Annotated in this window: 20 protein-coding genes, 1 tRNA gene and 1 pseudogene; 12 read left to right on the forward strand and 10 right to left on the reverse strand. The window is 65.7% G+C overall.

The genetic code is table 11. The annotated features are described in order from the left end of the window. The first annotated feature begins 5 nt into the window (after nt 1-5). Nucleotides 6-1,403: a UvrD-helicase domain-containing protein gene (locus GGR04_RS11065; protein WP_183199947.1), complete on the forward strand. Its 1,398-nt coding sequence runs from the start codon at nt 6-8 to the stop codon at nt 1,401-1,403. Between the two features lie 247 nt (nt 1,404-1,650). Here GGR04_RS11065 and GGR04_RS11070 read toward each other — a convergent pair whose 3' ends face one another. From GGR04_RS11070 to GGR04_RS11090, 5 genes are all read right to left on the reverse strand, one after another. Further along, on the reverse strand, nt 1,651-2,643 hold the full coding sequence (locus GGR04_RS11070) for a type I restriction enzyme HsdR N-terminal domain-containing protein (protein WP_183199948.1): 993 nt from the start codon (nt 2,641-2,643) through the stop codon (nt 1,651-1,653). A gap of 261 nt (nt 2,644-2,904) precedes the next feature. Further along, entirely contained in the window at nt 2,905-3,675 is a 771-nt protein-coding gene (locus GGR04_RS11075; protein ID WP_183199949.1) for an ATP-grasp domain-containing protein, read from the reverse strand. Between the two features lie 161 nt (nt 3,676-3,836). Next, a complete protein-coding gene (locus tag GGR04_RS11080) occupies nt 3,837-4,406 on the reverse strand; it encodes a recombinase family protein (RefSeq protein ID WP_183199950.1) in 570 nt (189 codons plus the stop codon). 158 nt (nt 4,407-4,564) lie between these two features. After that, the gene (locus GGR04_RS11085) at nt 4,565-4,963 is read right to left on the reverse strand and encodes a hypothetical protein (protein ID WP_183199951.1); all 399 of its coding nucleotides are present in this window, start codon (nt 4,961-4,963) and stop codon (nt 4,565-4,567) included. Beyond that, nucleotides 4,960-6,114, reverse strand: coding sequence for a hypothetical protein (locus GGR04_RS11090; RefSeq protein ID WP_183199952.1), 1,155 nt, complete (start codon nt 6,112-6,114; stop codon nt 4,960-4,962). The genes GGR04_RS11085 and GGR04_RS11090 overlap by 4 nt, the downstream gene beginning before the upstream one ends. Nucleotides 6,115-6,345: 231 nt before the next feature. Between GGR04_RS11090 and GGR04_RS11095 the strand changes: the two genes are divergently transcribed. The 4 genes from GGR04_RS11095 to GGR04_RS11110 all read left to right on the forward strand — a co-directional run bounded on the left by GGR04_RS11095 (nt 6,346) and on the right by GGR04_RS11110 (nt 13,851). Then, complete coding sequence (locus tag GGR04_RS11095) at nt 6,346-8,994, forward strand: DNA methyltransferase (RefSeq protein ID WP_183199953.1); 2,649 nt, start codon at nt 6,346-6,348, stop codon at nt 8,992-8,994. Then, nucleotides 8,991-11,117: a DEAD/DEAH box helicase gene (locus GGR04_RS11100; RefSeq protein WP_183199954.1), complete on the forward strand. Its 2,127-nt coding sequence runs from the start codon at nt 8,991-8,993 to the stop codon at nt 11,115-11,117. Before GGR04_RS11095 ends, GGR04_RS11100 begins: the two co-directional genes overlap by 4 nt. Next, on the forward strand, nt 11,110-12,201 hold the full coding sequence (locus GGR04_RS11105) for a GIY-YIG nuclease family protein (RefSeq protein ID WP_183199955.1): 1,092 nt from the start codon (nt 11,110-11,112) through the stop codon (nt 12,199-12,201). Before GGR04_RS11100 ends, GGR04_RS11105 begins: the two co-directional genes overlap by 8 nt. A 252-nt stretch (nt 12,202-12,453) precedes the next feature. Further along, nucleotides 12,454-13,851 carry a DNA cytosine methyltransferase gene (locus GGR04_RS11110; RefSeq protein WP_246393115.1) on the forward strand — a complete coding sequence of 466 codons (1,398 nt, stop codon included), beginning with the start codon at nt 12,454-12,456 and terminating at the stop codon, nt 13,849-13,851. Between the two features lie 97 nt (nt 13,852-13,948). Here the strand turns inward: GGR04_RS11110 and GGR04_RS11115 are convergent, their stop codons facing one another. The 3 genes and pseudogenes from GGR04_RS11115 to GGR04_RS11120 all read right to left on the reverse strand — a co-directional run bounded on the left by GGR04_RS11115 (nt 13,949) and on the right by GGR04_RS11120 (nt 15,843). Continuing rightward, nucleotides 13,949-15,496, reverse strand: coding sequence for a site-specific integrase (locus tag GGR04_RS11115; protein ID WP_183199956.1), 1,548 nt, complete (start codon nt 15,494-15,496; stop codon nt 13,949-13,951). Between the two features lie 15 nt (nt 15,497-15,511). Further along, nucleotides 15,512-15,673, reverse strand: a pseudogene (locus GGR04_RS24560) (DUF6538 domain-containing protein); the annotation flags it as partial. 80 nt (nt 15,674-15,753) lie between these two features. Then, a tRNA-Ser gene (locus GGR04_RS11120) sits at nt 15,754-15,843 on the reverse strand. Between the two features lie 439 nt (nt 15,844-16,282). Here GGR04_RS11120 and GGR04_RS11125 point away from each other — a divergent pair. The 3 genes from GGR04_RS11125 to GGR04_RS11135 all read left to right on the forward strand — a co-directional run bounded on the left by GGR04_RS11125 (nt 16,283) and on the right by GGR04_RS11135 (nt 18,943). Beyond that, complete coding sequence (locus tag GGR04_RS11125; protein ID WP_183199957.1) at nt 16,283-16,639, forward strand: hypothetical protein; 357 nt, start codon at nt 16,283-16,285, stop codon at nt 16,637-16,639. Nucleotides 16,640-16,863: 224 nt separating this feature from the next. After that, a complete protein-coding gene (locus GGR04_RS11130; protein WP_183199958.1) occupies nt 16,864-17,862 on the forward strand; it encodes a BMP family lipoprotein in 999 nt (332 codons plus the stop codon). Between the two features lie 142 nt (nt 17,863-18,004). Further along, the gene (locus GGR04_RS11135; protein ID WP_183199959.1) at nt 18,005-18,943 is read left to right on the forward strand and encodes a nucleoside hydrolase; all 939 of its coding nucleotides are present in this window, start codon (nt 18,005-18,007) and stop codon (nt 18,941-18,943) included. A gap of 7 nt (nt 18,944-18,950) precedes the next feature. Here the strand turns inward: GGR04_RS11135 and GGR04_RS11140 are convergent, their stop codons facing one another. Next, nucleotides 18,951-19,157, reverse strand: coding sequence for a SlyX family protein (locus GGR04_RS11140; RefSeq protein WP_183199960.1), 207 nt, complete (start codon nt 19,155-19,157; stop codon nt 18,951-18,953). Next, nucleotides 19,154-19,594: an acyl-CoA thioesterase gene (locus GGR04_RS11145; protein ID WP_183199961.1), complete on the reverse strand. Its 441-nt coding sequence runs from the start codon at nt 19,592-19,594 to the stop codon at nt 19,154-19,156. Before GGR04_RS11145 ends, GGR04_RS11140 begins: the two co-directional genes overlap by 4 nt. A 162-nt stretch (nt 19,595-19,756) precedes the next feature. On the opposite strand from GGR04_RS11145, the gene GGR04_RS11150 reads away from it, so the two are divergent. The 4 genes from GGR04_RS11150 to GGR04_RS11165 are packed head-to-tail and all read left to right on the forward strand — an operon-like array spanning nt 19,757 to nt 23,854. Continuing rightward, complete coding sequence (locus tag GGR04_RS11150; protein WP_183199962.1) at nt 19,757-21,286, forward strand: ABC transporter ATP-binding protein; 1,530 nt, start codon at nt 19,757-19,759, stop codon at nt 21,284-21,286. Next, nucleotides 21,283-21,753, forward strand: a complete 471-nt coding sequence (locus GGR04_RS11155) for a VOC family protein (RefSeq protein ID WP_183199963.1) — start codon at nt 21,283-21,285, stop codon at nt 21,751-21,753. Before GGR04_RS11150 ends, GGR04_RS11155 begins: the two co-directional genes overlap by 4 nt. Further along, nucleotides 21,750-22,886 (forward strand): ABC transporter permease, encoded by a 1,137-nt coding sequence (locus GGR04_RS11160; RefSeq protein WP_183199964.1) that lies wholly within the window; start codon nt 21,750-21,752, stop codon nt 22,884-22,886. The genes GGR04_RS11155 and GGR04_RS11160 overlap by 4 nt, the downstream gene beginning before the upstream one ends. Further along, nucleotides 22,886-23,854 carry an ABC transporter permease gene (locus GGR04_RS11165; RefSeq protein WP_183199965.1) on the forward strand — a complete coding sequence of 323 codons (969 nt, stop codon included), beginning with the start codon at nt 22,886-22,888 and terminating at the stop codon, nt 23,852-23,854. Before GGR04_RS11160 ends, GGR04_RS11165 begins: the two co-directional genes overlap by 1 nt. Nucleotides 23,855-23,864 lie beyond the last annotated feature (10 nt).

Below are 23,864 nucleotides of genomic sequence, written 5' to 3' on the forward strand. Positions count from 1 at the left end.
GGCTCATGGACCTTTTGTCGATCGAGCGCGGTTCGGTCGTCGCACCCGCGGGATGCGGCAAGACCGAACTGATCGCCACGGCGTTGCTCCGCCATGCCCGGCCGTTGCCAATCCTTGTTCTCACGCACACGCACGCGGGCGTCGCAGCACTTCGCCGCAGGCTTGAGCGGTCGGGGGTCTCCCGTCGGGCCTACAGGCTGTCGACGATCGACGGGTGGGCGATGAGGCTCATATCGACGTTCCCCGCGCGTTCGGGCCATGACCCAGCGATCGTCGAGGCGGCACGTCCCGACTATGCGGAGGCGAGGAGAGCTGCGGCCGGGCTGCTTGCCGCCGGGCATGTCGACGACGTGATCCGGGCCAGCTACGACAGGCTGATCGTCGATGAGTACCAGGACTGCTCCTGCCTCCAGCATGCCACCGTCGCAGGGATCGCGGCTCTCGTTCCGACGGCGGTGCTGGGCGACCCGATGCAGGCGATCTTCAACTTCGGCAAGATCGACTGCATGGCGGACTGGGTCGGCGACGTCCTCGCGACGTTTCCGGTGGCGGAGACCTTGGACACCCCATGGCGCTGGATCAACGCGGGAGCGCACGATCTCGGCGCTTGGCTCCTGGAGGTTCGCGCGACCCTGGAGACTGGCGGCCGCGTTGATGTGAGGAACGGGCCGAACGTCACCTGGGTGCGGCTCGACGGGTCGGGAAGCGACCACCCATCCCAACTGCGCGCCTGCCTCACCAAGTCCCCCGTCGCGGGCGGCAACGTGCTGATCATCGGCGAGAGCACCAATCCGGCCTCGCAACGAGCGTTCGCCAGCCAGACACCCGGCGCGGTGACCGTCGAAGCCGTCGACCTCCAGGACCTCGTCATGTTCTCGCAGCGGCTCGACCTGTCGGCACCGAACGCGCTCGAGGTGATCGTGGACTTCGCCGAGAGCGTCATGAACAACGTCGGGGGCAAGGACTTCGTCCGACGGGTTCAGGTGCTTCGGGGTGGACGTGCGCGGAAGGAGGCCAGCGATGCCGAGTCTGCCGCGATGGCGTTCGAGGACGATCGGTGCCACGGGCGCGTCCTCGCTCTCCTGTCGGAGATCAACGGACAGTCGGGCGTCAGGGTCTACCGCCCTGCCGTCCATCGAGCCTGCATGCAGGCGCTTCGCCAGTGCACTGATGCCGACGGCTTTCGTGCTGCCTGCGTCCGGATGCGCGAGGAGCATCGCCAACTCGGCAGGGATCTACCGAACCGAGCTGTCGGGAGCACCTTGCTCCTGAAGGGGCTGGAGGCCGATGTCGCGGTGATCCTCTCAGCGGACAAGATGGATGCCCGGCACCTGTATGTCGCCATGACGCGCGGTGCACGTAAGCTGGTGATCTGCTCGCGTGTTCCAACGCTGGGCTTTTGATAAGGGCATCCTGTTGATGGCGTAGCGCGTTTGTTTACGGGTGAGCGCCTTTCGGGCGCAAAATGCAGAAGCTGCCATTCGATCCGCCTCGTGAATTACCGACAAACAGGTAGACGTGGTCTCGCTACTCCGTCCGCCCAGAGAGGCGACGTCGTCGATGTCGACACCAGCCTTCATGAGGATGCATGCGACCTCCGTCGAGCTGGTTAAGTGGAGCGCCGTCATCCCGTCCGATGTCCGAGGTGGATCAGTTCGGGATCAGCATTTGAAGGACGGCCAGCGCACCGTCGGTGTTCTCCGGGTCTAGGGGGTACCTCGTCCGTGGATCTCGAATGTTAAGATAGGCGGTCGGCAACTTCGGGAAGGTGCCAGTCGCAGGATCGCGTCGGTAAGCCTTATAGCAATAGCCGTTCGTGACGATGACCACCTCGCACGCCGGGATCTTCGAGGCGTAGCGGTTCACTTGGTCCGTCGCGTAGAAAAGCCCTTGGCTGAGGTTCTTGGTCTCGATGAGGATCGAACAGTCCTCGTCCCCCTTCCGCACGGGCTTCCGGAAACAGGCGATGTCGGCCCGGCCGACGTCGGGAATCGTCCATTCGATCTGGATGCGCTGCTCCGCCCACCCGAGAGCCTGCAACAGCGGGATGACGAGGAACGTCCGGGCCTCGTGCTCCTTGGTCAGGTCCCACTTCCGGCCGAGATAGAAACCCGCCAGGAGGCGGATGCGCCGAAGCGCTACGGTCAGCTCCTCGGCGGCGCCCGGCCGAAGCCCGTGGTCGATCAGGTCGCGCGTCATCTGGTCGTCGGTCAAGCGCGCCGTATCGGCGGGTTCCGGGTCGTAGGAGGCCTTGGCCGGAACGTCCGCGAGGATGCGATCGGCCTCGGCAACGATGTGACCCTGGTTGACCCGCTGGATCGTGGCTCGCGTCAGGCCGTTCACCGGGACAGGCTTGTCGGGCTCGTGCCAGTCCACGAAGCACCAGGCCCGCAGCTCCCAGCCGTCGAAATCCATCAGCCAATGCTTGTCGTTGAGACCGGAGTGCCGGCCGTCCCGCTCGACGACGCGGCCGACCGCGAGAATGCTGGTCATGCCCTGCTTGAGGACGACGACATCGCCGGGCTGCACGCCGGCCATCGTCTTCACCTGCGCGTCGCCACCGACGAACGCCATGCCGTGACGCGTGAAGCGGTCGGCGTAGGTCCGTTGGTCCGAGCCTGCCGCTATCTGCCAGTATGCCATGCGTTCTCCCATGCCTCTGGGCGGGCTAGGACCGCCCGCGGAGACTAGCCACTGCCAAGCGACTTCCAAGGCCGAGCTCCACCAAGACAAGAGTCTTTACGGCATTCGGTAGCGAAGGCCACCAATCCAGCAGGCGGCCTAGAACTGAGCGGGAAGCGATTGACTGGTCCGGGTGGCAAGGCGACCGTCCGCTTCCGGACGAGCATCGGCGAAAGCTGATGGCGGGTCTACAGCGGCAGGGCCTTGGTGCTGTTGCCTCGATCAGATGAAATCTTCGATGGCCATCACGATCCTGCGGATGTCGCACTCGTACCAGCCGGCTGAGTTGAAGTTGTTGAACTCGACGATCCGCATGCCCTCGTCGGTCTCCGCGACATCGAGCACGCAGACGCGGTCAGGTGTCCATACCCGCGCCTGCTGACGAGCGAATGCTTCCACCGCAAGGGAAACCTGCCCATCATAGCGAACGCGCCCGCCCACCTTGTAGAGGCTGCCGGTGATGACCTCGCTGTCGACTACGACAAAACGGGTTTCCGTTTGGATCGTCTTCAAGGCGGAAACGATGACCTTGGTGTCCGGCGTGACCGTCCATGTCGAGTCCGCCGAGGCGATTTTGGCTTGCCACTCGGCGAAGTCGGAGCGATCCATGACCGTGCCGGCGAACAGCTTCCCATCGTCGTCCGGCCGAATGAAAAAGGCTTCCATGTCGTGGTCGAGCGCGTCGGCAAAGCGAACGACACGGGCCTCATGGTTCAGCATGAGGTCGCCGAATGCTTCGATGTAGGCTTCGTAGCCGAAGCCCTCGGCCTTCATCCACGCCCCGGGTGTCCAACCTTTGCGCACGGCATGTCGCGACAGAGACATAGAGCCAACGACGACCGCTGGTTCGGAAACTTCGATGTCAGGCTCGAGCCCGCCGTCGAAAGGGATGACTTTGACGGATGTATGCTTGATGTCGAGTTGCGAGAGCGTTTTCGCTAAACGCTCGACCGCCTTCTCCCAGAACATGTTCTCCTGGATGATCCAATGCATGGGACGCCTCGGTAACGCTCGCTGAGTTTGACGATGGTAAAATAGCTGCGTTCTGGAAGCGGCAGCTTACGGGAAACGACAACAGGCAGGCAGATGTCTTAGAAGGGTCGATAGCGGTCGACCAGTCGCTCGTCATCGTACCGGAGAAGTCCATGACGGCTTCAGCCGAGTCCTGACCTCGCATCCGCCACGATACGACTTACCGTCGGCTGACTCACTTGGTAGAGCCGCGCCATGTCGGCTGCCGTCCGCCTGCCCGACAGGACACTCTCGGCGATCTCCTCGCGCTGACGAGTGGTGAGCTTGCTCCGACGCCCGCCGACGCGGCCCTCGAGTTTGGCTTGTCGGAGACCGGCCGCGGTTCGCTCGCGGATCATCCCGCGTTCGAACTCGGCGAAGGCGGCGACCATGTGCATCATCATCCGGCCGGCCGGGGTCGTCGTGTCGATCGCCTCGGTCAGGGATCGGAACCCGGCGCCGGTCTTCTCCACCTTCTCCATGATGGCGAGGGCGTCTTTCAGAGACCTCGACAGGCGGTCCAGCTTCCACACGACCAAGCTATCGCCCGGCCGCAGGTGATCGAGCAGCCGATGCAGTTCCGGGCGATCCCAGCGCCCGCCGGACGCGACCTCCTCAAACACGCGATCGCACCCGGCGTCGCGCAGCGCGCGGGCCTGGGCGGTAGTGGACTGGTCGTCGGTGGTGGAGACGCGGGCGTAGCCGAGGAGCATGGGAGGAGCCTTTCGCAAACGGCCGTTTTCGGAACGGCGCGAAGGGCGACGGCGGCGCCGGCACTTCGGCCTTTCACAATCCTCTTGCGATGGCACGGCAAGCCGCAAGCCGTTTCCGGAACAATTCCACGATGTCTCGACCCTTCGGTCTCCCGGGCTTACGGGTGCTGTCGGCCCCGTCGAGCGGCTACGGTCTTCAGCTTTTGCGAAACGGGCTTCCAACGATTGGCGGGTAGCGGCGTGAAGTCGGCGACCGCATGGGCGGCGTTCGCAGGCTCCGTCGGCGTCGCCTCAATCGGGTCGGGGCGGCATTCGACCAAGACCTCGGCGAACTCTTCGACGCTCACGCCCCAGGTCCCGGCAGTCGCCAACTGCTTTACGTCGGCATGGAGAGCGTAGCTGTCATGTGCGGTACACAAGGTCGAGCGGTCGACGGACAGACTGCCCGCGTCCTTCGGCGTCGGCCGGAAACCCTGACTGGTCGGAAGACCGTCCTGGACCCATTCGGGATGGATCTGACGGAAGAGAACCTCGTCGCCGTTCATCTCCTCGCTCAAGAGAAGACTCCCGTCGTCGGGTATGCGCCGACCCGGTCATCAAGCTCCTCTAGGAACGCCTCGTCGATTCCCTCGTAGGTGCTCGGGTCGAAATCCGCAGTTCCATCAAGACGTGACCCGTAGAACTCGACCTCGCCGTTTGCCGACATTTCGACCGACAACTCCCAGCCTCCAGCTTCGAACTCGATCTGCACGCCACCCTCAAGGGTCGGGTAAATCCGGAACGACGTGGCCAGTGTCGAGCGTCGCGCGAGAAGGTGCTGAGCATTCTTGATGGATCGATCCGCGATCGCGACGCCCTCTCCATCCTTCCAGCCATCTTCCAAGGTCTTGAGGTGCGACAGGCGGGTTTCCGCCTTCTCGATTGCCTGATCGACCTCCTCGTCGATCATCGCGACGTCGTGCGCTTCGGCGACCGAACGGACCGCATCCTCGCGATCGAAAATCACGGAGAGGTCGAACCGCACCCGCTGGCGCGTGTTCCCATCGAAGGCCTGATGAACCTCATCGCCATCTACAGGGATGCGTAGCGACCCATGTTGATCGGTCTGGACTTCGATCCATCCGGCCTCAGTGCTCAGTCCAGAAAGCCAGCCGATACCTTCCACGCGAAGCGTGTAGGTATCCTTGACCTTCTTCAGGAACTGCCGTCGACGCTCTGGCGTGATCGAAACGACGTTGCCGTCGCGGCCGGCGCTCCCGAGGAATTCGATCCGTTCGTCCTCACGAAGAGACGAGCCGAAGCGGTCCAGCGCCCGAACGGCGGCTACGCTGAGCGCCCCGGCGGGATAGTCGCCCCGGGCAGCGCGATCCATCAGGTCAACGGCTTGTTGATAAGCGGCGTCGACGACCGTATCGATGTAGTCGGACATCGTTGGCAGCGGCACCTGGGCGGACTCACGGCTCCATGCGAGGCAAGGAACGGCGCTCCCGTCCTCCAGCGCGACGAGATCGAACCCCAGCGCTTGGTCGAACCCCTTCGGCAGCCGGACACGGCCGTGGTTCTCGGCGCGCCAGATATCCTTTGCGAACGCGACGACGAGGTTTCGAAAGGCTGGCAGATCAGAAATGACGTCGAGCGGAAGCCTCGCTCCCTCGAACCGTTGTCCGACGTAGCGTAGCCTGAACTCCCGCCCTTCCTTGGTTTCCATGTCGCCTCCGAGTCGAACCTCAAGTAGCATGCGCGTGCGTCCCGTCCAACGAGATCGGCGGGTCATGCTTTCCCGTCGCCCTTCTCTACCTCGCCAGTTCGCAGGCGTGCGCAGATGGGACTGGTTGACTCGCCTTGCCGGATGTCGTGCGGTGCGTGCAGCGGCGATCGACGTTCGGGACACCGGGCGGCGAAACGCTTGGCTCGTCCGTCATCCAACCGAAACGTGCGCATGCTGACCCCGACCGAGATCTACGACAATGTTGAGGCATTAGCCTCCAAGCGTCCCGAGGGCGCCGAGTTCGGTCTCGAACTGATGGAAGCCGTCGGCGCTCCGCGCGCGACCATCACCAGGCTTCGGGAGGAGGCGGCGAGCGGGACCTTCAATTGGACGCGCATGCTGCGGTTCGAGGCGGTTGGACAGGGCGATGCCGGCCCGGCACTCGACCGGATGCGGATCGATGCCGAAGGTCGTCCGAAGGCCAAGCGTCCCCGTATCCTGCTCGCCTACGATGGCGAGGTGGTCGCCGTGCGCGATACCAAGATCGGCGACGAGCAAAGGGTCGGCCTCGACGCGCTCGCCTACGAAGCGGACATCCTGTTTCCGCTAGGCGGACATGAACGCCATGTTCCGGACCCCGAGCGGCTCGCGGACGTTCGTGCTACCAAGCACCTGTCACGCCTCTTCGACGCGGTGCGTGACGCGAACCCAGGCTGGAACACCTCCCGCGATCGGCACGCGCTGAACGTGTTCATGGCGCGTCTCCTGTTCTGCCTCTTCTCCGACGACGTCGGCATCTTCGATAAGGACGCCTTCGAGACAGCCGTCCAACAGTCGACGCGCCCCGACGGGTCGGATCTGAAGGAGTTCCTCGAAGGCGCCTTCGACCACATGGATACCGACCCGAGCGCTGGCCCGCGGCCAGCTCGCGGATGGTCCAAACTCCCCTACGTGAACGGAAGCCTCTTCACCGAAGTCAGTCCCGTGCCGACGCTGGACGGGCGGTGCCGCCGCCATCTCCTCGACTGTGCGCGTCTCGACTGGCGGGACATCAACCCGGACATTTTTGGCTCCATGCTCCAAGGCGTGGTGGACACGGAGAAGCGCGGCGAGCTGGGGATGCACTACACATCGCCGAGCAACATCATGAAGGTGCTTCGGCCAATCCTTCTCGATGACCTGAACGCCGAACTGGACCGCGCTGGGGCGAACAAGGAACGCCTTCGAGCTTTCCTGAAGCGCCTTGCCAACGTGCGTGTCTTCGACCCAGCCTGCGGGTCGGGCAACTTCCTGATCATCGCCTACAAGACGCTCCGAGAGATGGAGATGGAGGCGTTTAAGCGTCTCGGTGAACTGCCCCATGACGTCGTGACGCTCGATGGCTTCTTCGGCTTGGAGATCGACGATTTCGCCTGCCAGACAGCTCGGCTCGGCCTCTGGATAGCGCAGTACCAAATGGACGAGCTGTTCCGGAAGGAACTCGGCCGTACCCGACCCTTCCTTCCGCTGAGCCAAGCAGGACGGATCACACACGGCAATGCCGCTATGGACGACTGGCTCATTGCCTGCCCCGCCAAAGCCGGAAGCGAGACGGTTCTGGTCGGCAACCCGCCATTCAAAGGTTCGAAGCACACCTCGCCAGCCCAGCGGGAAGACATGAAGGCCGTGTTTTCGGGGCGTGTTCCGAACTCGGGCGAACTCGATTACGTCGCGATCTGGTTCCTCAGAGGAGCCGACTATGCGAAAGCGACGGGCACACCCTTTGCGCTCGTCTCCACCAACTCGATCGTCCAAGGCGCGTCCGTCTCGACGCTCTGGCCACACCTCCTGGATGGGCTGGTGATCCGCTTCGCACACCGCTCATTCAAATGGTCGAACCTTGCGTCGAAGAATGCAGGAGTTACCTGCGTCATCGTCGGCCTCGGCGCTGCCACGCAAGCCACCAAGGGTCTGTATGACGGCGACACGGTGCGGCAAGTCGACCTGATAGGCCCCTACCTCGCTCCAAACGTGACGACTATCGTCTCCAAGCGATCTCGGCCGGTCGCGCCAGACCTGGGCCAAATGGTGTTTGGCAACATGCCGAACAACGGCGAAGCCTTGCTCCTCGATCGCGGTGAACGCGATGACCTCCTCCATGCTCATCCGGAAGCAGCACGGTTCGTTCGTCGGCTCTACGGAAGCCAGGAGTTGATGAAGGGCATCGAGCGCTGGTGCCTGTGGGTGCGTCCGGAGGAGGTCGCTGTGGCTCGTGCAATCATTCCATTGGAAGAGCGGTTTCAGAGAGTGCGCGAGCTACGCCTCGCAAGTACAAGGTCACAGAGCGTCCGCCTTGCGGAGGTTCCTTGGGCGTTTGACCCTCAGAACGAAGCGGCATCCCACACCATCATGGTGCCGCGCGTTTCCTCCGAAAACCGCATCTGGTTGCCAGTCGATGTCATGGACGAAACGGCTATCGTCCACGATCGCCTTTTCGCTCTCTACGATGGAGAAATCTGGCAAGCCGCGGTTCTCTCTTCACGTCTCCATCGTCTTTGGCTCGAAACTGTCGGCGGACGATTGAAAGAAGACCCTTCCTACTCAAACCAGCTCGTGTGGAACACCTTCCCCTTGCCCGGCCTCACGGATCATCGGAAGGCGGAACTTGAGGAGCACTGGTGGGAGATTGACCGCGCTCGGAAGGAAGCAGGCTTCGGTCGAACGCTAGGCGACCTCTACGTCCCGAAGACGATGCCCGCCGACTTGCGTCGTGCCCATGAGGACCTCGATGCGACGGTCGAGAAGATTTTCGGTGCCCGGCGCTACCGTTCGGATGCTGATCGAATTGAGCATCTCCTCCAGCTTTACGAAGCGGCGATCGAAGGAAAGGGCGGACGATGAACGTTCTTGCCGATACGACACTGCACTACGCCGCCAACGGCTCGTCGAAGCTTACGGACCCCCTCGGCATGAGGGCCATGCAGAGGCGTGTATGGGACGTGCGCGACGCCCGTTACATCCTGGTGAAATCGCCGCCGGCCTCCGGCAAGTCGCGCGCGGCCATGTTCATCGCGCTGGACAAGCTCAGGAACCAAGGGCTGCGCAAGGTGATCGTGGCGGTTCCGGAGCGGTCGATCGGCGCCTCCTTCCGCGATACGAAGCTTTCGGCCGGGGGATTTCCTGACGACTGGAAGCTCGACCTAGACCTCTGCGGCATTGGCTCCGAGACAGGGTCCAAGGTCCGCGAACTGGTTGCCTTCCTTGGCTCCGACGTCGGAACGACGGCCCTGTGCACCCATGCCACCCTTCGGTTCGCGTTCCGCGAAGCGAACCTTGAGGCATTCGACGGCTGCCTCGTGTGCATCGACGAATTGCACCATGCGTCGAACGACGAAGACAACCGTCTCGGCAACTTTCTACGCGGGCTGATGGACCGCGGAAGCGCCCACGTGCTTGCGATGACCGGGTCCTACTTCCGAGGCGATGGCGAGGCGATCTTCCATCCGGACGACGAGGCTCGCTTCGAGAAGGTCATCTACACCTACTACGAACAGCTCAACGGCTACGAGCACCTGAAGGAGCTGCATATCGGCTTCCGCTTCTATCAGGGCCGGTACCTCGATGCGATCGGCGATGCCCTCGACCCTCAGCTCAAGACCATCGTCCATATCCCGCATGTCGGCTCCTCGGAAGCGGCGGTCGACAAGATGTTCGCGGTCGACGCGATCATCTCAGCGCTCGGCGAGCCGTTGGGGCAGGATGCCGCGACGGGCTTCGAGAGGGTTCGGGCCGGCCGGCGGGTGCTGAAGGTTGCCAACCTCGTCGACGACGGCCCCGGCCGTGAAAAGGTCATGGCTTCCCTGCGCAACGTGCGCAAGCGCGACGACGTCGACGTCATCATCGCGCTCGGCATGGCCAAGGAGGGTTTCGACTGGATCTGGTGCGAGCACGTCCTGACCGTCGGCTATCGAGGCTCGTTGACGGAGATCGTCCAGATCATCGGCCGGGCGACGCGCGATGCCCCGGGCAAGACCTCCGCCCGTTTCACGAACCTCGTTTCGGCGCCCTTTGCGAACGACGACGCGGTGTCGCGCGCCGTGAACGACATGCTGAAGGCGATTTCCGTTTCGCTCCTGATGGAACAGGTCATGGCGCCGGTCTTTCGCTTCCGGACCTTCAAGGGCGCCGACGAGTTCGACGGCACGCCAGCGGGCGACGGGCAGCGCGTTCCGGTCACCAACATGGGCGAGATCGAGATCGTCGGAATGCCGCCGGTCGACCGGGACGCGGCAAGGGTCATCGAGACCGACTTCCCCGACCTCTTTGCCGACGTCCAGTCCGATCCCCGCACGATGACGGTGATGATCAATCCGGACGATCACCATGCCGATGTGATCTACGACATGGTCGTGACGGATGTGATCCGGACGCGGTACCCCGGTTTCTCCGAGGAGCAAGTCAGTGACGCCACGACCCTCTTCGGCATCCGCTCGGGGCTGGCGCGCGCCGTGAACGAGGAGCCAGACGTGATCCACACCGGATCACCCGAGTCGGAGGGAAGCACCTCTTCGCTGTTCGGCGAACCGTCATTGGAGGCCGGGACAACAACACCGGACCGCAAGGGTGGTTTGGGTGCAGGGGACCGTTTCGTACGCGACACGCGACGCTTCATCGACGTTCGGGAACTTCAGGTCGATCTACTGGGTAGCCGTCGGGAGTTCGACGACGCCTACGAGCTTCTTTCCAAGGCCCTGAGCGAGGAGGTGTTGGCGCGGCTGCACGGCGAGGTTCGGGCCATGAAGGTCACGATGTCCCAAGACGAGGCTGAGAAGCTCATGCCGCGTATTCGTGAGTTCATTTCACGGGAAGGACGCGAGCCGAACCTGAACTCGCCGAACGGCCGCGAGGTGCGCCTTGCCGATGGCCTCGCGTTCCTCAGACGGCTTTCGCGCCAACGTCGGGCGGACATGGGCGGTGCCGACGGCGCGACGACGGGGCAGCCCGGAGCGAGCGTGAATGTCTGATATCGACTATCTGAACGACCCGCTCCTCTTCACGCCCGACGAGAAGCCGAAGGCTGCTCGGACGCCCGTCGTCGAGAGGGCTGCCGAAGTGCTGGCGCGTATCAACGCATACGTCGATGAGATGGGCGTCGAGCCAGTTTCGACAAAGGGCAGGAGCGTGCGCGAACGCATGCTGGCGAACGAGCTTGCTGGCTTGCGAGCCTCTCGCGTCGATCTGGCCGGCCTTGAGGTCTTCGACGCACATGGCTTGGTCTTCGGGGGCCAGAAGCCGACTGATCCCTTGGATGACCCGCTCCTGGCAGGTGGGGACGACATCTTCCAGGTGCGCGAAAGCCTGAAGCCGAAGGCCGAACCCGACTACGTCGCCGACCGACGTCCCTGTCCGGACTTTGATCGGTTCCGGTCGGCCTTCGACGCCGTTCGCCAAGCCGTCGAAGAAGGAAGCCGACGACCGCAACCGTTCCATCAGGAGCGCGTCGAGCTGGGCGAGTTCTTCGTCCTCAAGGGGCAGCTCGTTCACGTCGCCGACGTGAGGGACGACCACCGCCGCAACGGCAAGCCCGACGCCCGCCTTAGGGTCATCTTCGACAACGAGACCGAGTCCAACCTCCTGATGTCCTCGCTCGTCCGCCGTCTTTATGAGGACAAGGATGCGCGAAGGATCGGTCAGACAAGTGCAGGACCGTTGTTCGAGGGTGCCCATACGGGGTTCGTGTACGTGCTACGGTCTCTCTCAAGCCGTCCCGAGGTGCGCGGTCTCCTGAAGGTCGGCACCACCGCGGGCGCCGTGGAGGACAGGATCGCGCGGGCCGAAACGCAGGGCGCGTTCCTGTTCGCCCCCGTCAGGATCGTCGAAACCTACGGCCTTGTCGGCTACTCCGCAAAGGAAGCCGAACGCTTGGTTCACGAAACCCTCCGACCATTCCACGTGGCCTTGAAGGTTACGGGACCCGACGGACGGTCCTTCAACGCCACAGAGTGGTTCCGGACGGACACGGAGACCATCGCCGCCGCTGTTCGGCATTGCTTTCCGCACAAGGGCAAGCGGGCCGGAAACGCCCCCGTCGAAGTTGATGAGGCTTAGCTTCGAACGCGCCTGAAAAATTGGGCATGACGGCAGGCCCGTCCCCGTTTTCCAGCCCGGACGGGCCGGAGCCGAAGGCGGAGCAGGCGGGGCGCACCGCGCTCTTGAGGTGGCGCCGAAGGTGCGCTCCGCCTGTGGTAAACGGGGGCGGGTCGGATCGATCGCCACCAACGATTCACCCTTTCCATTGACCGGACTCGAACTGCTTCCCGGGTAGGCCAGCGTCAGGAATGAATCCATGACGGGGGTGCCATGCGCGCGGTCGATCTTTTTTGTGGTGCCGGCGGGATGTCGCTTGGCCTGAAGCGTGCCGGGTTCGATATCGTCCGTGCATATGACGCGAACGGCGAAGCGCTTCGCGTGCACAGAGCGAACCTCGGGACGTCGGCCGAGCGCGTCTTTCGGGTCGCTCGTCACCGCAAAGCGGATCTGGCGAACCTGCTGGAGATGGCGCCGACGATCGCGGAGTTCCATCCCGACATCATCGTGGGCGGGCCTCCTTGTCAAGATTTCTCCTCGGCGGGGAAGCGAACCGAAGGCCGAAACGCCAGCCTGACGCTCGGCTTCGCGATCGCGATCGTGACGGCCAGGCCGACGTGGTTCGTCATGGAAAACGTCCCGCGCGCCCGGAAAACCCAAACCTATTCGCGTGCCCGCGCTCTCTTCGTGAAGGCCGGCTATGGCCTCACGGAGGTAGTCCTCGACGGCAGTCGCTATGGCACACCTCAGATGCGCAAACGATTCTTCTCGATTGGTCGCCTTGGCGAGGCTGACGGGTTCCTCGAGTCCGCCCTAGCCGATGCCGCTGCTCCTCGACGGATGTCAGTCCGGGATGCGCTGGGCGACGATGTGGGTATCCACCCCGGCGGGAACCACCCGCCCGAGGCCCGCGCCTTCTTCATGCGTCCGTACACCGGACATTCGGGGGTTCGATCGATCGACCTTCCGTGCCCGACGCTCCTGCGCAGCGCGCACGAGGGGCCGCAGAACTGGTACAAGGACCACGAGCGGGACATGGGGCCGTCGGCGAACATTCCCCCGCTGCCGATGGATATACTTTCGCGCATCCAGGGTTTCCCGGCGGATTGGAACTGGCTCGACATTCCGGCGAGCCGGAAACGGATGTTGATGATCGCGAACGCGGTTCCGCCGGCGCTCGCCGAAGCGGTCGGGCGCGCGATCCTTGCCCGTTCGCGAGGGGAGACGATCCCGACGACCGAGAAGGCGTTCGACAAGTGGCTTCAGAAGGGCCGCAAGGGCCTCAAAGACCAAGCGCTCCGGAACCGCCGCTTGAGCCTCAAGAAGGCGCGCCGTCTGTTGGGCGGTCGGGTCGTCGCCGATATTGACGCCGAAATCGCGCTGCTCGAGAAGGCGAAGGGCTTCGCGGAACTTTCCGTCCGGTCTCGGTCCGAACTGCGCGGAGCGCTGCGCTCCCATGCGAAATGGCGAACTGAGGTCGCCGCGGCGAAGGCGTTGAAGGTCGAGCGCAAGCTATATGACGGGCTGACCAAAGCCGAGTTCAACGCGCGAGCTCAGGATGACGCGGGCCACAAGGAGGAGCACGTTCCCTTCAACACGAGGGTGGCCGCGTCGCTTGAAGCTGGGCGAGCGAGCGCAAAGAAGCCGTCCTGTATGGTTGAGGCATCCTGATCCCCCTCCCGAACTAGCGTTCGGCTCCGACCCTCCCCCCTGGGGAGGGTCTCACGCTCCTCGCGGGACGTTGCCGGGTTCGCCCGGCTCGCGCCGGCTACGCCGTCACTCCCCGGTCGCGTAGATGGTCCGGAACGCGCTTCCGCTTGAGAGGTCGCTTCGGGCCGCGCGTGTCGCGGTAGGGCGACAGGTCTAGCCCCTCGGGCAACGACATCGCCGCAAGCACCTCGACCTCGTCGGCTCGAAGAAGCTTCGAACCGTAGGACTCCTCGACGGTCTTGAAGGCGTGCCCTGTCTGCATGCTTGACGTTCGGGGATCGACCTTGGCGACGCGCAAGATGTCCTTCGCGCTGTGGCGCGACGAATGGAATACCGTCGCGAGGCGTGTGTGCAGCCCGTAGATTCGAAGTCGCGTCCCTTGGCGCTTCGAGGCCGTGTCGGCGGGATCGGAGATGTTGCGATGGAGGTGCGGGAACACCCACTCGCCGTTGCGGCGCGCCTTTGCATAGGCGACAAAGCCGACATCCACGAGTTCCTGGTGCAGAGCAAAGAGGCGACGCGAGGTCACGTTCTTGATATCGCGGGTCTCAGCCTTCCCGCCGATCGTCAAGTCGGTCGTGAGGTTCGCGACCCACAGGCCCGGCCGGATTTCCTGGATGTCGCCGCCCTGAAGGTAGGCCAACTCGCCGATGCGGGCGCCGGTGAGGGTCCCAAGCAGCGGGAGCCAGTAGTCGTCGGGGCGGGCCTCCTTCGTGGCGTGAAGGAACCACTTGTTCAGCGCCTCGACGGTGAACGGTTCGCGCACTATCGCCTTCGGTGCATGGCCGGGCGCGCTGACGCGAAGGTCCGCAAATGGGGAGCGGACGTTGTGCTCGACCGCGATCCAGCGAAAGACACCCGCGACGGCGGCGACGTAGGTCGCGATCGTCGTTTCGGACTGGCAGGCCGGAACAGGCTTTCCGGCCTCGCGCAAGGCGGCGATCTTCGCCACGATCTCCGGCGAGGTGGAGCCCCTGAACGCTCGTAGCTTCGTCCAGTTGGTGGGCAGGTCGGCCAAGGTCTTCGCGAAGGTCTTCAAGTCGCGCGGAACGTAGTCCGTGATGGCGCGGTCCCCGGCGAGAGCGACGAACTCGCGGCACTTAGCTACCAAGCCGTTCGCGTACTCAAGGCGCTTGCCGTCCTCCAACAGGTCCGCGAGATAGGCGTCCAGGCACGCGCTGAGTAGTAGGGGAAGGGCTTGGGGCGGCGACTCCGGCAATGGCGGTGGTGCGACGGGAGCCACAGCCACGACAGCAGAGGGCGCGTCGATGCGTTGGCCGACAGTCAACGCCCGATCGACGGTCCACTCGAAGTTCGCCCGTTCCGACTTCCATGCGACGTCGTCCTGGGCCAGCGCCGCGCCGACGATGTCGAGCCTCGTCCGGATCGACTTCAGCGCCTTTCGGCGGGCATCCTGCGCGGCGGCGGCTGAGCGATAGTGCGCGGCGATTTCCCGCGAGTCGGGGTCGTCGCGCGCGCCGTGCTGATCGGCCTCCGACCATGCGGACTCGGCCTTCAGCCCGGCCCATCGAATCCCGCGGTCGAGCGTGTCCAGTTCGGCAGCGAGGGCTGTCAGGCTGCGGGTCAGGGTTTCGCGGTCGGCCATGCCAGAGTCCCAAAGCGCGTGACAGTGAGCCGCGAGCCTAGTCGCTCTGCGTTGAGCTTCCGTTGCCGTCAGCGGACCAAGCGAAACGCGGATCGGCGAACGCCCGAAGGATTCGCGATGAAGGGTTGGGACCCGCAGTTGGAACCGATAGCCAGATGGTCGCCGGGAAAGGTGCATAGGAAGGCCGCCCTGGGTACGCGGCTGGGTACATCAGCCGTTTGGGCGGAGATTTCGTAAGCAAAATCAACGGGTTGCGATGGCGGAGAGAGCGGGATTCGAACCCGCGTTACGCTTTCACGTAAACACACTTTCCAGGCGTGCGCCTTCAACCACTCGGCCACCTCTCCAGAACCGGATCGCTCGACGGCCGGCGCAAGCGCCGTGTCGCGGTCTCGTCAGGTGTCCCTGACCGGTCGGCGCGGACTATAGCCAGAACGCGAGACGGCACAAGCGGCGAAATGCAGGCCGCGATGTTTTCGCGTGATGCGGAAGGCGGGGTTGTCTCGCCCCCTGGAAACGCGCGGTGGTGGCAAGCCTCTGTCGCCTATGGCAAAGCCGCTTGCGACCGCGGCGGCCCATTCCGCGACGGTGCTGGTGGCACCGGTTGTCGGCTTGGCTCCCACACGAGTGGCCGTGGCGGTCCGCCGGCTACCTTTTCGCTCGCGCGTTCGTTGCCGCACGCGGCTTGCGGTTCCATATCTCGGGTGGTGGTGATTCGTGTCGCGTTGTCCGGTTCGCGCCCGAGCCGAGATTCCGGCTGACCTGCCCACACGAGGGAGATGCCCGATGAAGATGGTTGCCTGGGTCCTGCGCGTGGTCGGCTGCCTCGTGCTGGCGGCCGGTACGGTCCTTGCCGTCGGCGACGTCGCCCGGTCGCTGGCCTCCGACCGGGTGCGCCTCATGACGATCGGGGAGGCCGTGCGCGTCGCGGGCTTCGGAGCGGCGAGCGCGGAGGATGGCCGGATTGACCCAGCGCGCGCCGGCGTCTTTGCCACGGATGGGCGAGGCGCCGACCCGATGGCGGTGCTGGCGATCCAGCCGGCCTCGGTCGTGCTCGGCGCGGCCGGCATCGCCCTGCTCTTCATCGGCCGCTCGGGGCGACGCTCCACCGACCGGGAGCGACTGCGCGGCGGGCCGCACTGAGGTCGGCGAGCCAGTGGGTTTCCCGGATCGAGGAGACGGGTGCGTGACCAGCCTCAGCGGCGATGAAAGTGCCTCCTGCCGTTGCGCGGGGGAACGCTGCCGATTTTAGATGCGGACGCGGGGCGCTCGTGCCAGTTTGCGCAAGGATCTGTCCGGCCGGGCTTCGGGCGGGCAGTCGGATCGGGCTCGGCCCGCGATCATCGCAACAGGGATACGCTAGACCCATGAAGCACGTTCTCGCCGGCCTTCTCGCCGCCTGCCTCCTCTCCACCGCCGGCGCCGCTCTCGCGGCCGATCTGAAGCCCGCCGTGATCTTCGATCTCGGCGGCAAGTTCGACAAGTCGTTCAACGAGGCGGCCTTCGCCGGGGCCGAGCGCTTCAAGGCCGAGACGGGCACGGCCTATCGCGAGTTCGAGATGCAGAACGAGACGCAGCGCGAGCAGGTGCTGCGCCGCTTCGCGCGCGACGGAAACTCGCCGATCATCGCGGTGGGCTTCGCCCAGCAGGCGGCGCTCACCAACGTCGCCAAGGAATATCCCGACCTGCAGTTCGCCATCATCGACACGGTGGTGGATCTGCCGAACGTGCGCTCGATCCTCTTCAAGGAGGAGGAGGGCTCCTACCTCGTCGGCCTGCTCGCCGCGATGCAGTCGAAGACCGGAACGGTGGGCTTCGTCGGCGGCATGGACATTCCGCTGATCCGCAACTTCGCCTGCGGCTACAAGGGCGGCGTCCTGTCGGTGAAGACGGACGCCAAGTATCTCGAGAACATGACGGGCACCACGGCCGCCGCCTGGAACGATCCCGTGCGCGGCGGCGAGCTGGCGCGCTCGCAGATGGACCAGGGCGCCGACGTCGTGTTCCACGCGGCGGGCGCGACGGGCGTCGGCGTGCTGCAGGCGGTGGCGGATGCCGGCAAGTACGGCATCGGCGTCGATTCCAATCAGAACATGCTGCATCCCGGCCACGTGCTCACCTCGATGGTGAAGCGCGTCGACAACGCCGTCTACCAGACCTTCGCCGATGCCAAGGACGGCAAGTTCACCGGCGGCACGCAGACCCTCGGCCTCAAGGAAGAGGGCGTCGGCTATGCGGTGGACGACAACAACAAGGCGCTGCTGACGCCCGAGATGACGGCCGCGGCCGAAAAGGCCAAGGCCGACATCATCGCCGGCACGATCAAGGTCCACAACTACAACACCGACAATTCCTGCCCGTACTGAGGCAGGTCGATCGAGGCGACCCGTCGGCTTCGGCCGGCGGGTTTTGATCGTCGGCAGGCCGCCTCGCAATCTCGGCCGCGCCTCGACCCCGCTTCTACACGGTGCTATCGGCTCGCTCGAAACATGACGCGGGAGCCGGCCGATGCGCAAGGTGATCTTCGATACCGATCCGGGGCAGGACGATGCCGTGGCGATCCTCGCCGCGCTCGGCTCGCCCGAGGAGATCGAGGTGCTCGGTCTCGTCGCCGTCGCCGGCAACATTCCGCTGCACCACACCGCCAACAATGCGCTGCGCCTCGTGGAACTGGCCGGTCGCGCCGACATCCCCGTCCATGCCGGCGCCGACCGCCCCTTCACCCGCCGCCTCGTGACGGCCGAGCACGTGCACGGCACGACCGGGCTCGACGGGCCGAACCTGCCGCAACCCACGACGAAACTGCGCGAGGGCCACGGCGCGGACTTCCTCATCGACACCGTGCGCGCCCATCCGGCGAGAAGCGTCACGATCGCCGCGCTCGGGCCGCTGACCAACGTCGCGCTGGCGCTGCTGAAGGCCCCGGACATCGCCGAACGCTTGCAGGGCATCGTCCTGATGGGCGGCGCCTATTTCGAGGTCGGCAACATCACGCCGACCGCCGAGTTCAACATCTATGTCGATCCCGAAGCCGCCGCCGTGGTCTTTGCGAGCGGCACCGACATCACCGTGCTGCCGCTCGACGTGACCCACGCCATGCGCGCGACGCCGGCCCGCATCGACGCCTTCCGCCGCATCGGCAACAAGGCCGGCGCGGCGGTGACGGCGATGCTGACCTTCTCCGAGACGTTCGACCTGAAGAAATACGGCTGGGACGGCGCGCCGCTGCACGACCCCACGGTGACGGCCTTCCTCATCCGGCCCGAGCTCTTCGAGGGCCGGCGGATCAATGTCGAGATCGAGACGTCGAGCTCGCTGACGCGGGGCATGACTGTGGCCGACTATTGGGGCGTCACCGACCGGCCGAAGAACGCCTTCTTCGTGCGCTCGGGCGATGCCGACGGCTTCTTCGCGCTGCTCGCGGAGCGGATCGCCCGCCTGCCGTAATCCGGCGTCAGTAGTGCGGCGGCCGGGTGATCTCGGCGCGCGGCGCGGCCGATTCTTCCAGTTCGAGGAAGCGCTCGGCCAGCGCCTTCAGCGTCTTCTGCAGCCGGTCGAGCAACTCGCCCTGCCGGGCCATCTCGCCCGACATCTCCTCGATCGTGTGGCTCTGATGGGCGAGCGCGATTTCCAGCTCGGTGATGCGCGTGTCGTCGCTCATGCGAGGATCGTCTCCAGGATGGGGCGCACCGCCGCCGGCAGCGGCGCCGGCCGGCGCGTCGCGGCGTCGACATGCACGTGGACGAACAGGCCCTCGGCCGCCGCGGTCTGCGCATCGTTGCGGAAGAGGCCGATCTCGTAGGCGATCGACGAGGTGCCGAGCCGCGCGATGCGAAGGCCGACGGCCACCCGGTCGGGATAGCCGATCTCCGAGAGGTAGCGGCAGCCCGTCTCGGCCACGAAGAACATCGAGCCCTTCGGGGCGGCGGCGAGCCCGGCCGAAATCAGCCAGCTCGTCACCGCCGTGTCGAAGAACGTGTAGTAGGCGGCGTTGTTCATGTGTCCGTACATGTCGTTGTCGGACCAGCGGGTCGTGACCTCGACGAAGGCGCGGTAGTCGGTGCGCCTCTGGGGCGCGGGGCGGGCAAGCGTCGGCATCGGGTTTCGATCTGTCGAGGACGGGGCCGCCCGACATGACGTAAGGGGCGGGGGTAGGGCAAGCCCCGCGTCGAAGGGGACGGCCGTCTGCGGCCGCTGGCGTTCTCGCCGGAGCCCCGATAGGCTGGCGGGAACGAGCCTGAAACGGAGACCGGAATCGGCATGGCGGCTGCGATCGAACTGGTCGGGATCAGCAAGACCTTCGGGGCGGTGCGCGCCAACCGGGACATCGACCTCAAGGTCGAGAAGGGCACGATCCACGGCATCGTCGGCGAGAACGGCGCCGGCAAGTCCACGCTCATGTCGATCCTCTACGGCTTCTACCAGGCCGATGCCGGCGAGATCCGGGTGGACGGAAAGCCGCTGGTCATCGCCGACTCGAACGCCGCCATCGCCGCGGGCATCGGCATGGTCCACCAGCACTTCATGCTGGTGGAGAACTTCACCGTGGTGGAAAACGTCATGCTCGGCGCCGAGCAGTCCGGCCTGCTGGCGCCCGGCATCCGCAAGGTGCGGGCCGAACTGATGCGGCTGGAAAAGGCGCATGGCCTCGCGATCGACCCCGACGCCACCGTGGAAAGCCTGCCGGTGGGCCTGCAGCAGCGGGTGGAGATCCTGAAGGCCCTTTATCGCGGCGCGCGCATCCTCATCCTCGACGAGCCGACGGGCGTGCTGACCCCGGCCGAGGCTGATCAGCTCTTCGAAGTGCTGCGCCATCTGCGCGACGAGGGCGTGACGGTCATCCTCATCACCCACAAGCTGCGCGAGATCATGGCCGTCACCGACGAGGTCTCGGTGATGCGCCGCGGCGAGATCGTCGCGACCCGGCGCACGGCCGAGACCAGTGCCGGCGAACTCGCCGAGCTGATGGTCGGGCGCCGGGTGTTGCTGCGCGTCGACAAGGGCGAGGCGGCCCCGGCCGCACCGGCGTTGGAGGTGTCGAACCTCACGGTGCGCGACGCGCGCGGCGTGGTGATGGTGGACGACGTGTCCTTCACCGTGCGGGCCGGCGAGATCGTCGGCATCGCCGGGGTGGCCGGCAACGGGCAGTCGGAGCTTCTGGAGGCGCTCGCCGGCATTCGCCGCACGGAGCGCGGCGCGATCCGCCTGAACGGCGAGGCGCTCGATCCGACCCGCGATCTCGACCCGGCCGCGCTGCGCGCCAAGGGTCTCGCGCACGTGCCGGAAGACCGGCACCACATGGGCCTCGTGCTGCAGTTCCAGGAGTGCGAGAACGCCATTCTCGGCTATCACCGCGACCCCGCCTACGCCGCCGGCCCCTTTCTCGACGTAACGGCGATGCGCGACGACGCGAAGGCGAAGATCGCGGCCTACGACATCCGCCCGCCCTCCTGCGAGCTGAAGACCGCCAACTTCTCCGGCGGGAACCAGCAGAAGATCGTGCTGGCACGCGAGATGGAGCGCGACCCGTCGGTGCTGCTCATCGGCCAGCCGACGCGCGGCGTCGATGTCGGCGCCATCGAGTTCATCCACCAGCGCATCGTCGAGATGCGCGACGCCGGCAAGGCGATCCTTCTCGTCTCGGTGGAGCTCGACGAGATCCGCGCTTTGTCCGACCGCATCCTCGTGATGTTCGCCGGCCGCGTCGTCGGCGAGCGCGGGGCGGAGGCGGACGAGGGCGATCTCGGCCTGCTCATGGCGGGCGCGGGTCGCGCGGAGGCTGCGCGATGACCGACGCCCGGGTCACGCTGGTGACGCTCGGCGTCGCCGATCTCGCCCGCGCCGCAAGCTTCTACGAGGCGATCGGCTGGCGGCGCACCGCGGCCGGCAACGAGAGCGTCGTCTTCCTGCAAGGGGAGGGGATCGTCCTTTCGCTCTTCGGCCGCGACGATCTCGCCGCCGATGCGGGTCTGCCCGCCAGCGAGCGGCTGCCGCGCTTTCGCGGGATGGCGCTGGCGATCAACCTGTCGAGCGAGGCCGAGACCGATCGACTCTTCAAGCAGGCCGTCGTGGCGGGCGCCGAGCCCGTGAAGCCGCCGCATAAGGTCTTCTGGGGCGGCTATTCCGGCTATTTCGCCGATCCGGACGGCCACCTTTGGGAACTCGCGCACAATCCGTTCTTCGCGCTGGATGCGGACGGGCGCCTCGACCTTCTGGCCATCCCGTCCGATCCGGCGCCATCCGAGGATTCCGCATGAGCCGACCCTATGCGAAACTGCCGGGCTGGGTCGATCACGGCGTCATTCCGCTGATCAACGTGGCCGTGGCCTTTCTCGTCGCCGGGCTGGTGGTGCTGGCGGTCGGCGAGAGCCCGGTGGAGGCCGCGCGGCTGATGATCCGCGGCGCCTTCGGCTATGGCGAGGGCTTCGGCTTCACGCTCTTCTACATGACGAATTTCGTCTTCACCGGGCTCGCGGTCGCGGTCGCCTTCCATGGCGGACTGTTCAATATCGGCGGTGAGGGGCAGGCCTATGTCGGCGGCCTCGGCGTCGCGCTGGTGGCGATGACGCTCGGCGGCATCCTGCCCTGGTATGTGAACCTGCCGCTGGCGATGCTCGCCTCCTTCGCCTTCGGCGCGGCCTGGGCCTTCCTGCCGGGCGTGCTGCAGGCCAAGCGCGGCAGCCACGTCGTGATCACCACGATCATGTTCAACTTCATCGCCTCGGCGTTGATGGTCTATCTTCTCGTCAACGTGCTGCGCCCGATCGGCTCGATGCAGCCGGAGACGCGGGCCTTCGCCGAAGGCGGCCAACTGCCGAAGCTCGACGCGCTGTTCGCGGCGCTGGGCATGGATCTCGGCGGCGCGCCGCTGAACGTCACCTTCTTCGTCTGCCTCCTCGCCGCGCTCGCCGTCTGGGTGCTGATCTGGCGCACGCGCCTCGGCTACGAGATCCGCACGCTGGGATTTAGCCCGCAGGCGGCGCGCTATGCCGGCATGCGCGAGACGCGGCTCGTGATCACCATCATGTTGATCTCCGGCGGGCTCGCGGGGCTGATGGCGCTGAATTCAGTGATGGGCGACCAGTACCGGCTGCAGCTAAACTTCCCGGCCGGCGCCGGCTTTGTCGGCATCGCCGTGGCGCTGATGGGGCGCGGCCACCCGCTCGGCATCCTGCCGGCGGCGCTGCTCTTCGGTGTGCTCTACCAGGGCGGCGCCGAGCTCGCCTTCGACATGCCCACCATCTCGCGCGACATGATCGTCATCATCCAGGGCCTCGTCATCCTCTTCGCGGGCGCGCTGGAGAACATGCTGCGACCGGGCATCGGTCGCGCCTACGGCTTCATGGCGCTGCGTCTGACCAAGCCCGTGCCGGCGGCGGAGGCGCGCTGATGGATTCGCTCGGCCTTCTCAACCTCCTCGATTCCACCATTCGCCTCTCGACGCCGCTGATCTTCGCCGCGCTCGCCGGCCTCTATTCGGAGCGCGCCGGCGTCTTCGACATCGGGCTGGAAGGCAAGATGCTGGCGGCCGCCTTCGCCTCGGCGGCCGCGGCCGGCGTCACCGGCTCGGCCTTCGCCGGGCTCGGCGCCGGCGTCGCGGTGGCCGTCGTCTTCTCGCTCGTGCATGGGCTGGCGTCGATCACCTATCGCGGCAACCAGATCGTTTCGGGCGTCGCGCTCAACTTCGTGGCGTCGGGCCTGACGATCATCCTCGGTTCGGCCTGGTTCGGCATGGGTGGTGGAACGCCGACCTTGACGGCGGCCGGTCGCTTCCTCGACATCGACCTGCCCGGCGCCGAGGCGCTTCGCGACGTGCCCGTGGTCGGCTTCCTCTATTCCGGCCTCGTGTCGGGGCAGAACCTCCTCGTCTACGTCGCCTTCCTGGCGGTGCCGCTGACCTGGTGGATCCTCTTCCGCACCCGCTTCGGCCTGCGGCTGCGAGCGGTGGGCGAAAACCCGGCGGCGGTGGATACGGCCGGCATCTCGGTGGCGTGGCTGCGCTACCGCGCGGTGCTGATCTGCGGCGTGCTCACCGGGCTCGCCGGCACCTATCTCGCCATCGCGCAGTCGGCAGGCTTTGCGCGCGAGATGACGGCGGGGCGCGGCTACATCGCGCTCGCCGCACTGATCTTCGCCAACTGGAAGCCGGTACCGATGCTTCTCGCCTGTCTCCTCTTCGGCTTCCTCGACGCCGCCTCGATCCGGCTGCAGACGACGGCCTTGCCTGTCATCGGCCAGATCCCACCCCAGTTCGTGCAGGCGCTGCCCTATATCCTCACCGTGATCCTGCTCGCGGGCTTCGTCGGCAAGTCGACCCCGCCCAAAGCCGGCGGCGTGCCCTACGTCAAGGAGCGCTGAGGGCTCGCGA

Source organism: Aureimonas pseudogalii (assembly GCF_014196835.1).
Lineage (GTDB): Bacteria > Pseudomonadota > Alphaproteobacteria > Rhizobiales > Rhizobiaceae > Aureimonas > Aureimonas pseudogalii.

Excerpts from the sequence above, each read along its gene's own strand:
- GGR04_RS11065 (WP_183199947.1), top strand. The coding sequence starts at position 6 with ATGGACCTTTTGTCGATCGAGCGCGGTTCGGTCGTCGCACCCGCGGGA.
- GGR04_RS11070 (WP_183199948.1), bottom strand. The coding sequence starts at position 2,643 with ATGGCATACTGGCAGATAGCGGCAGGCTCGGACCAACGGACCTACGCC.
- GGR04_RS11075 (WP_183199949.1), bottom strand. The coding sequence starts at position 3,675 with ATGCATTGGATCATCCAGGAGAACATGTTCTGGGAGAAGGCGGTCGAG.
- GGR04_RS11080 (WP_183199950.1), bottom strand. The coding sequence starts at position 4,406 with ATGCTCCTCGGCTACGCCCGCGTCTCCACCACCGACGACCAGTCCACT.
- GGR04_RS11090 (WP_183199952.1), bottom strand. The coding sequence starts at position 6,114 with ATGGAAACCAAGGAAGGGCGGGAGTTCAGGCTACGCTACGTCGGACAA.
- GGR04_RS11095 (WP_183199953.1), top strand. The coding sequence starts at position 6,346 with ATGCTGACCCCGACCGAGATCTACGACAATGTTGAGGCATTAGCCTCC.
- GGR04_RS11100 (WP_183199954.1), top strand. The coding sequence starts at position 8,991 with ATGAACGTTCTTGCCGATACGACACTGCACTACGCCGCCAACGGCTCG.
- GGR04_RS11105 (WP_183199955.1), top strand. The coding sequence starts at position 11,110 with ATGTCTGATATCGACTATCTGAACGACCCGCTCCTCTTCACGCCCGAC.
- GGR04_RS11110 (WP_246393115.1), top strand. The coding sequence starts at position 12,454 with ATGCGCGCGGTCGATCTTTTTTGTGGTGCCGGCGGGATGTCGCTTGGC.
- GGR04_RS11115 (WP_183199956.1), bottom strand. The coding sequence starts at position 15,496 with ATGGCCGACCGCGAAACCCTGACCCGCAGCCTGACAGCCCTCGCTGCC.
- GGR04_RS11125 (WP_183199957.1), top strand. The coding sequence starts at position 16,283 with ATGAAGATGGTTGCCTGGGTCCTGCGCGTGGTCGGCTGCCTCGTGCTG.
- GGR04_RS11130 (WP_183199958.1), top strand. The coding sequence starts at position 16,864 with ATGAAGCACGTTCTCGCCGGCCTTCTCGCCGCCTGCCTCCTCTCCACC.
- GGR04_RS11135 (WP_183199959.1), top strand. The coding sequence starts at position 18,005 with ATGCGCAAGGTGATCTTCGATACCGATCCGGGGCAGGACGATGCCGTG.
- GGR04_RS11140 (WP_183199960.1), bottom strand. The coding sequence starts at position 19,157 with ATGAGCGACGACACGCGCATCACCGAGCTGGAAATCGCGCTCGCCCAT.
- GGR04_RS11145 (WP_183199961.1), bottom strand. The coding sequence starts at position 19,594 with ATGCCGACGCTTGCCCGCCCCGCGCCCCAGAGGCGCACCGACTACCGC.
- GGR04_RS11150 (WP_183199962.1), top strand. The coding sequence starts at position 19,757 with ATGGCGGCTGCGATCGAACTGGTCGGGATCAGCAAGACCTTCGGGGCG.
- GGR04_RS11155 (WP_183199963.1), top strand. The coding sequence starts at position 21,283 with ATGACCGACGCCCGGGTCACGCTGGTGACGCTCGGCGTCGCCGATCTC.
- GGR04_RS11160 (WP_183199964.1), top strand. The coding sequence starts at position 21,750 with ATGAGCCGACCCTATGCGAAACTGCCGGGCTGGGTCGATCACGGCGTC.
- GGR04_RS11165 (WP_183199965.1), top strand. The coding sequence starts at position 22,886 with ATGGATTCGCTCGGCCTTCTCAACCTCCTCGATTCCACCATTCGCCTC.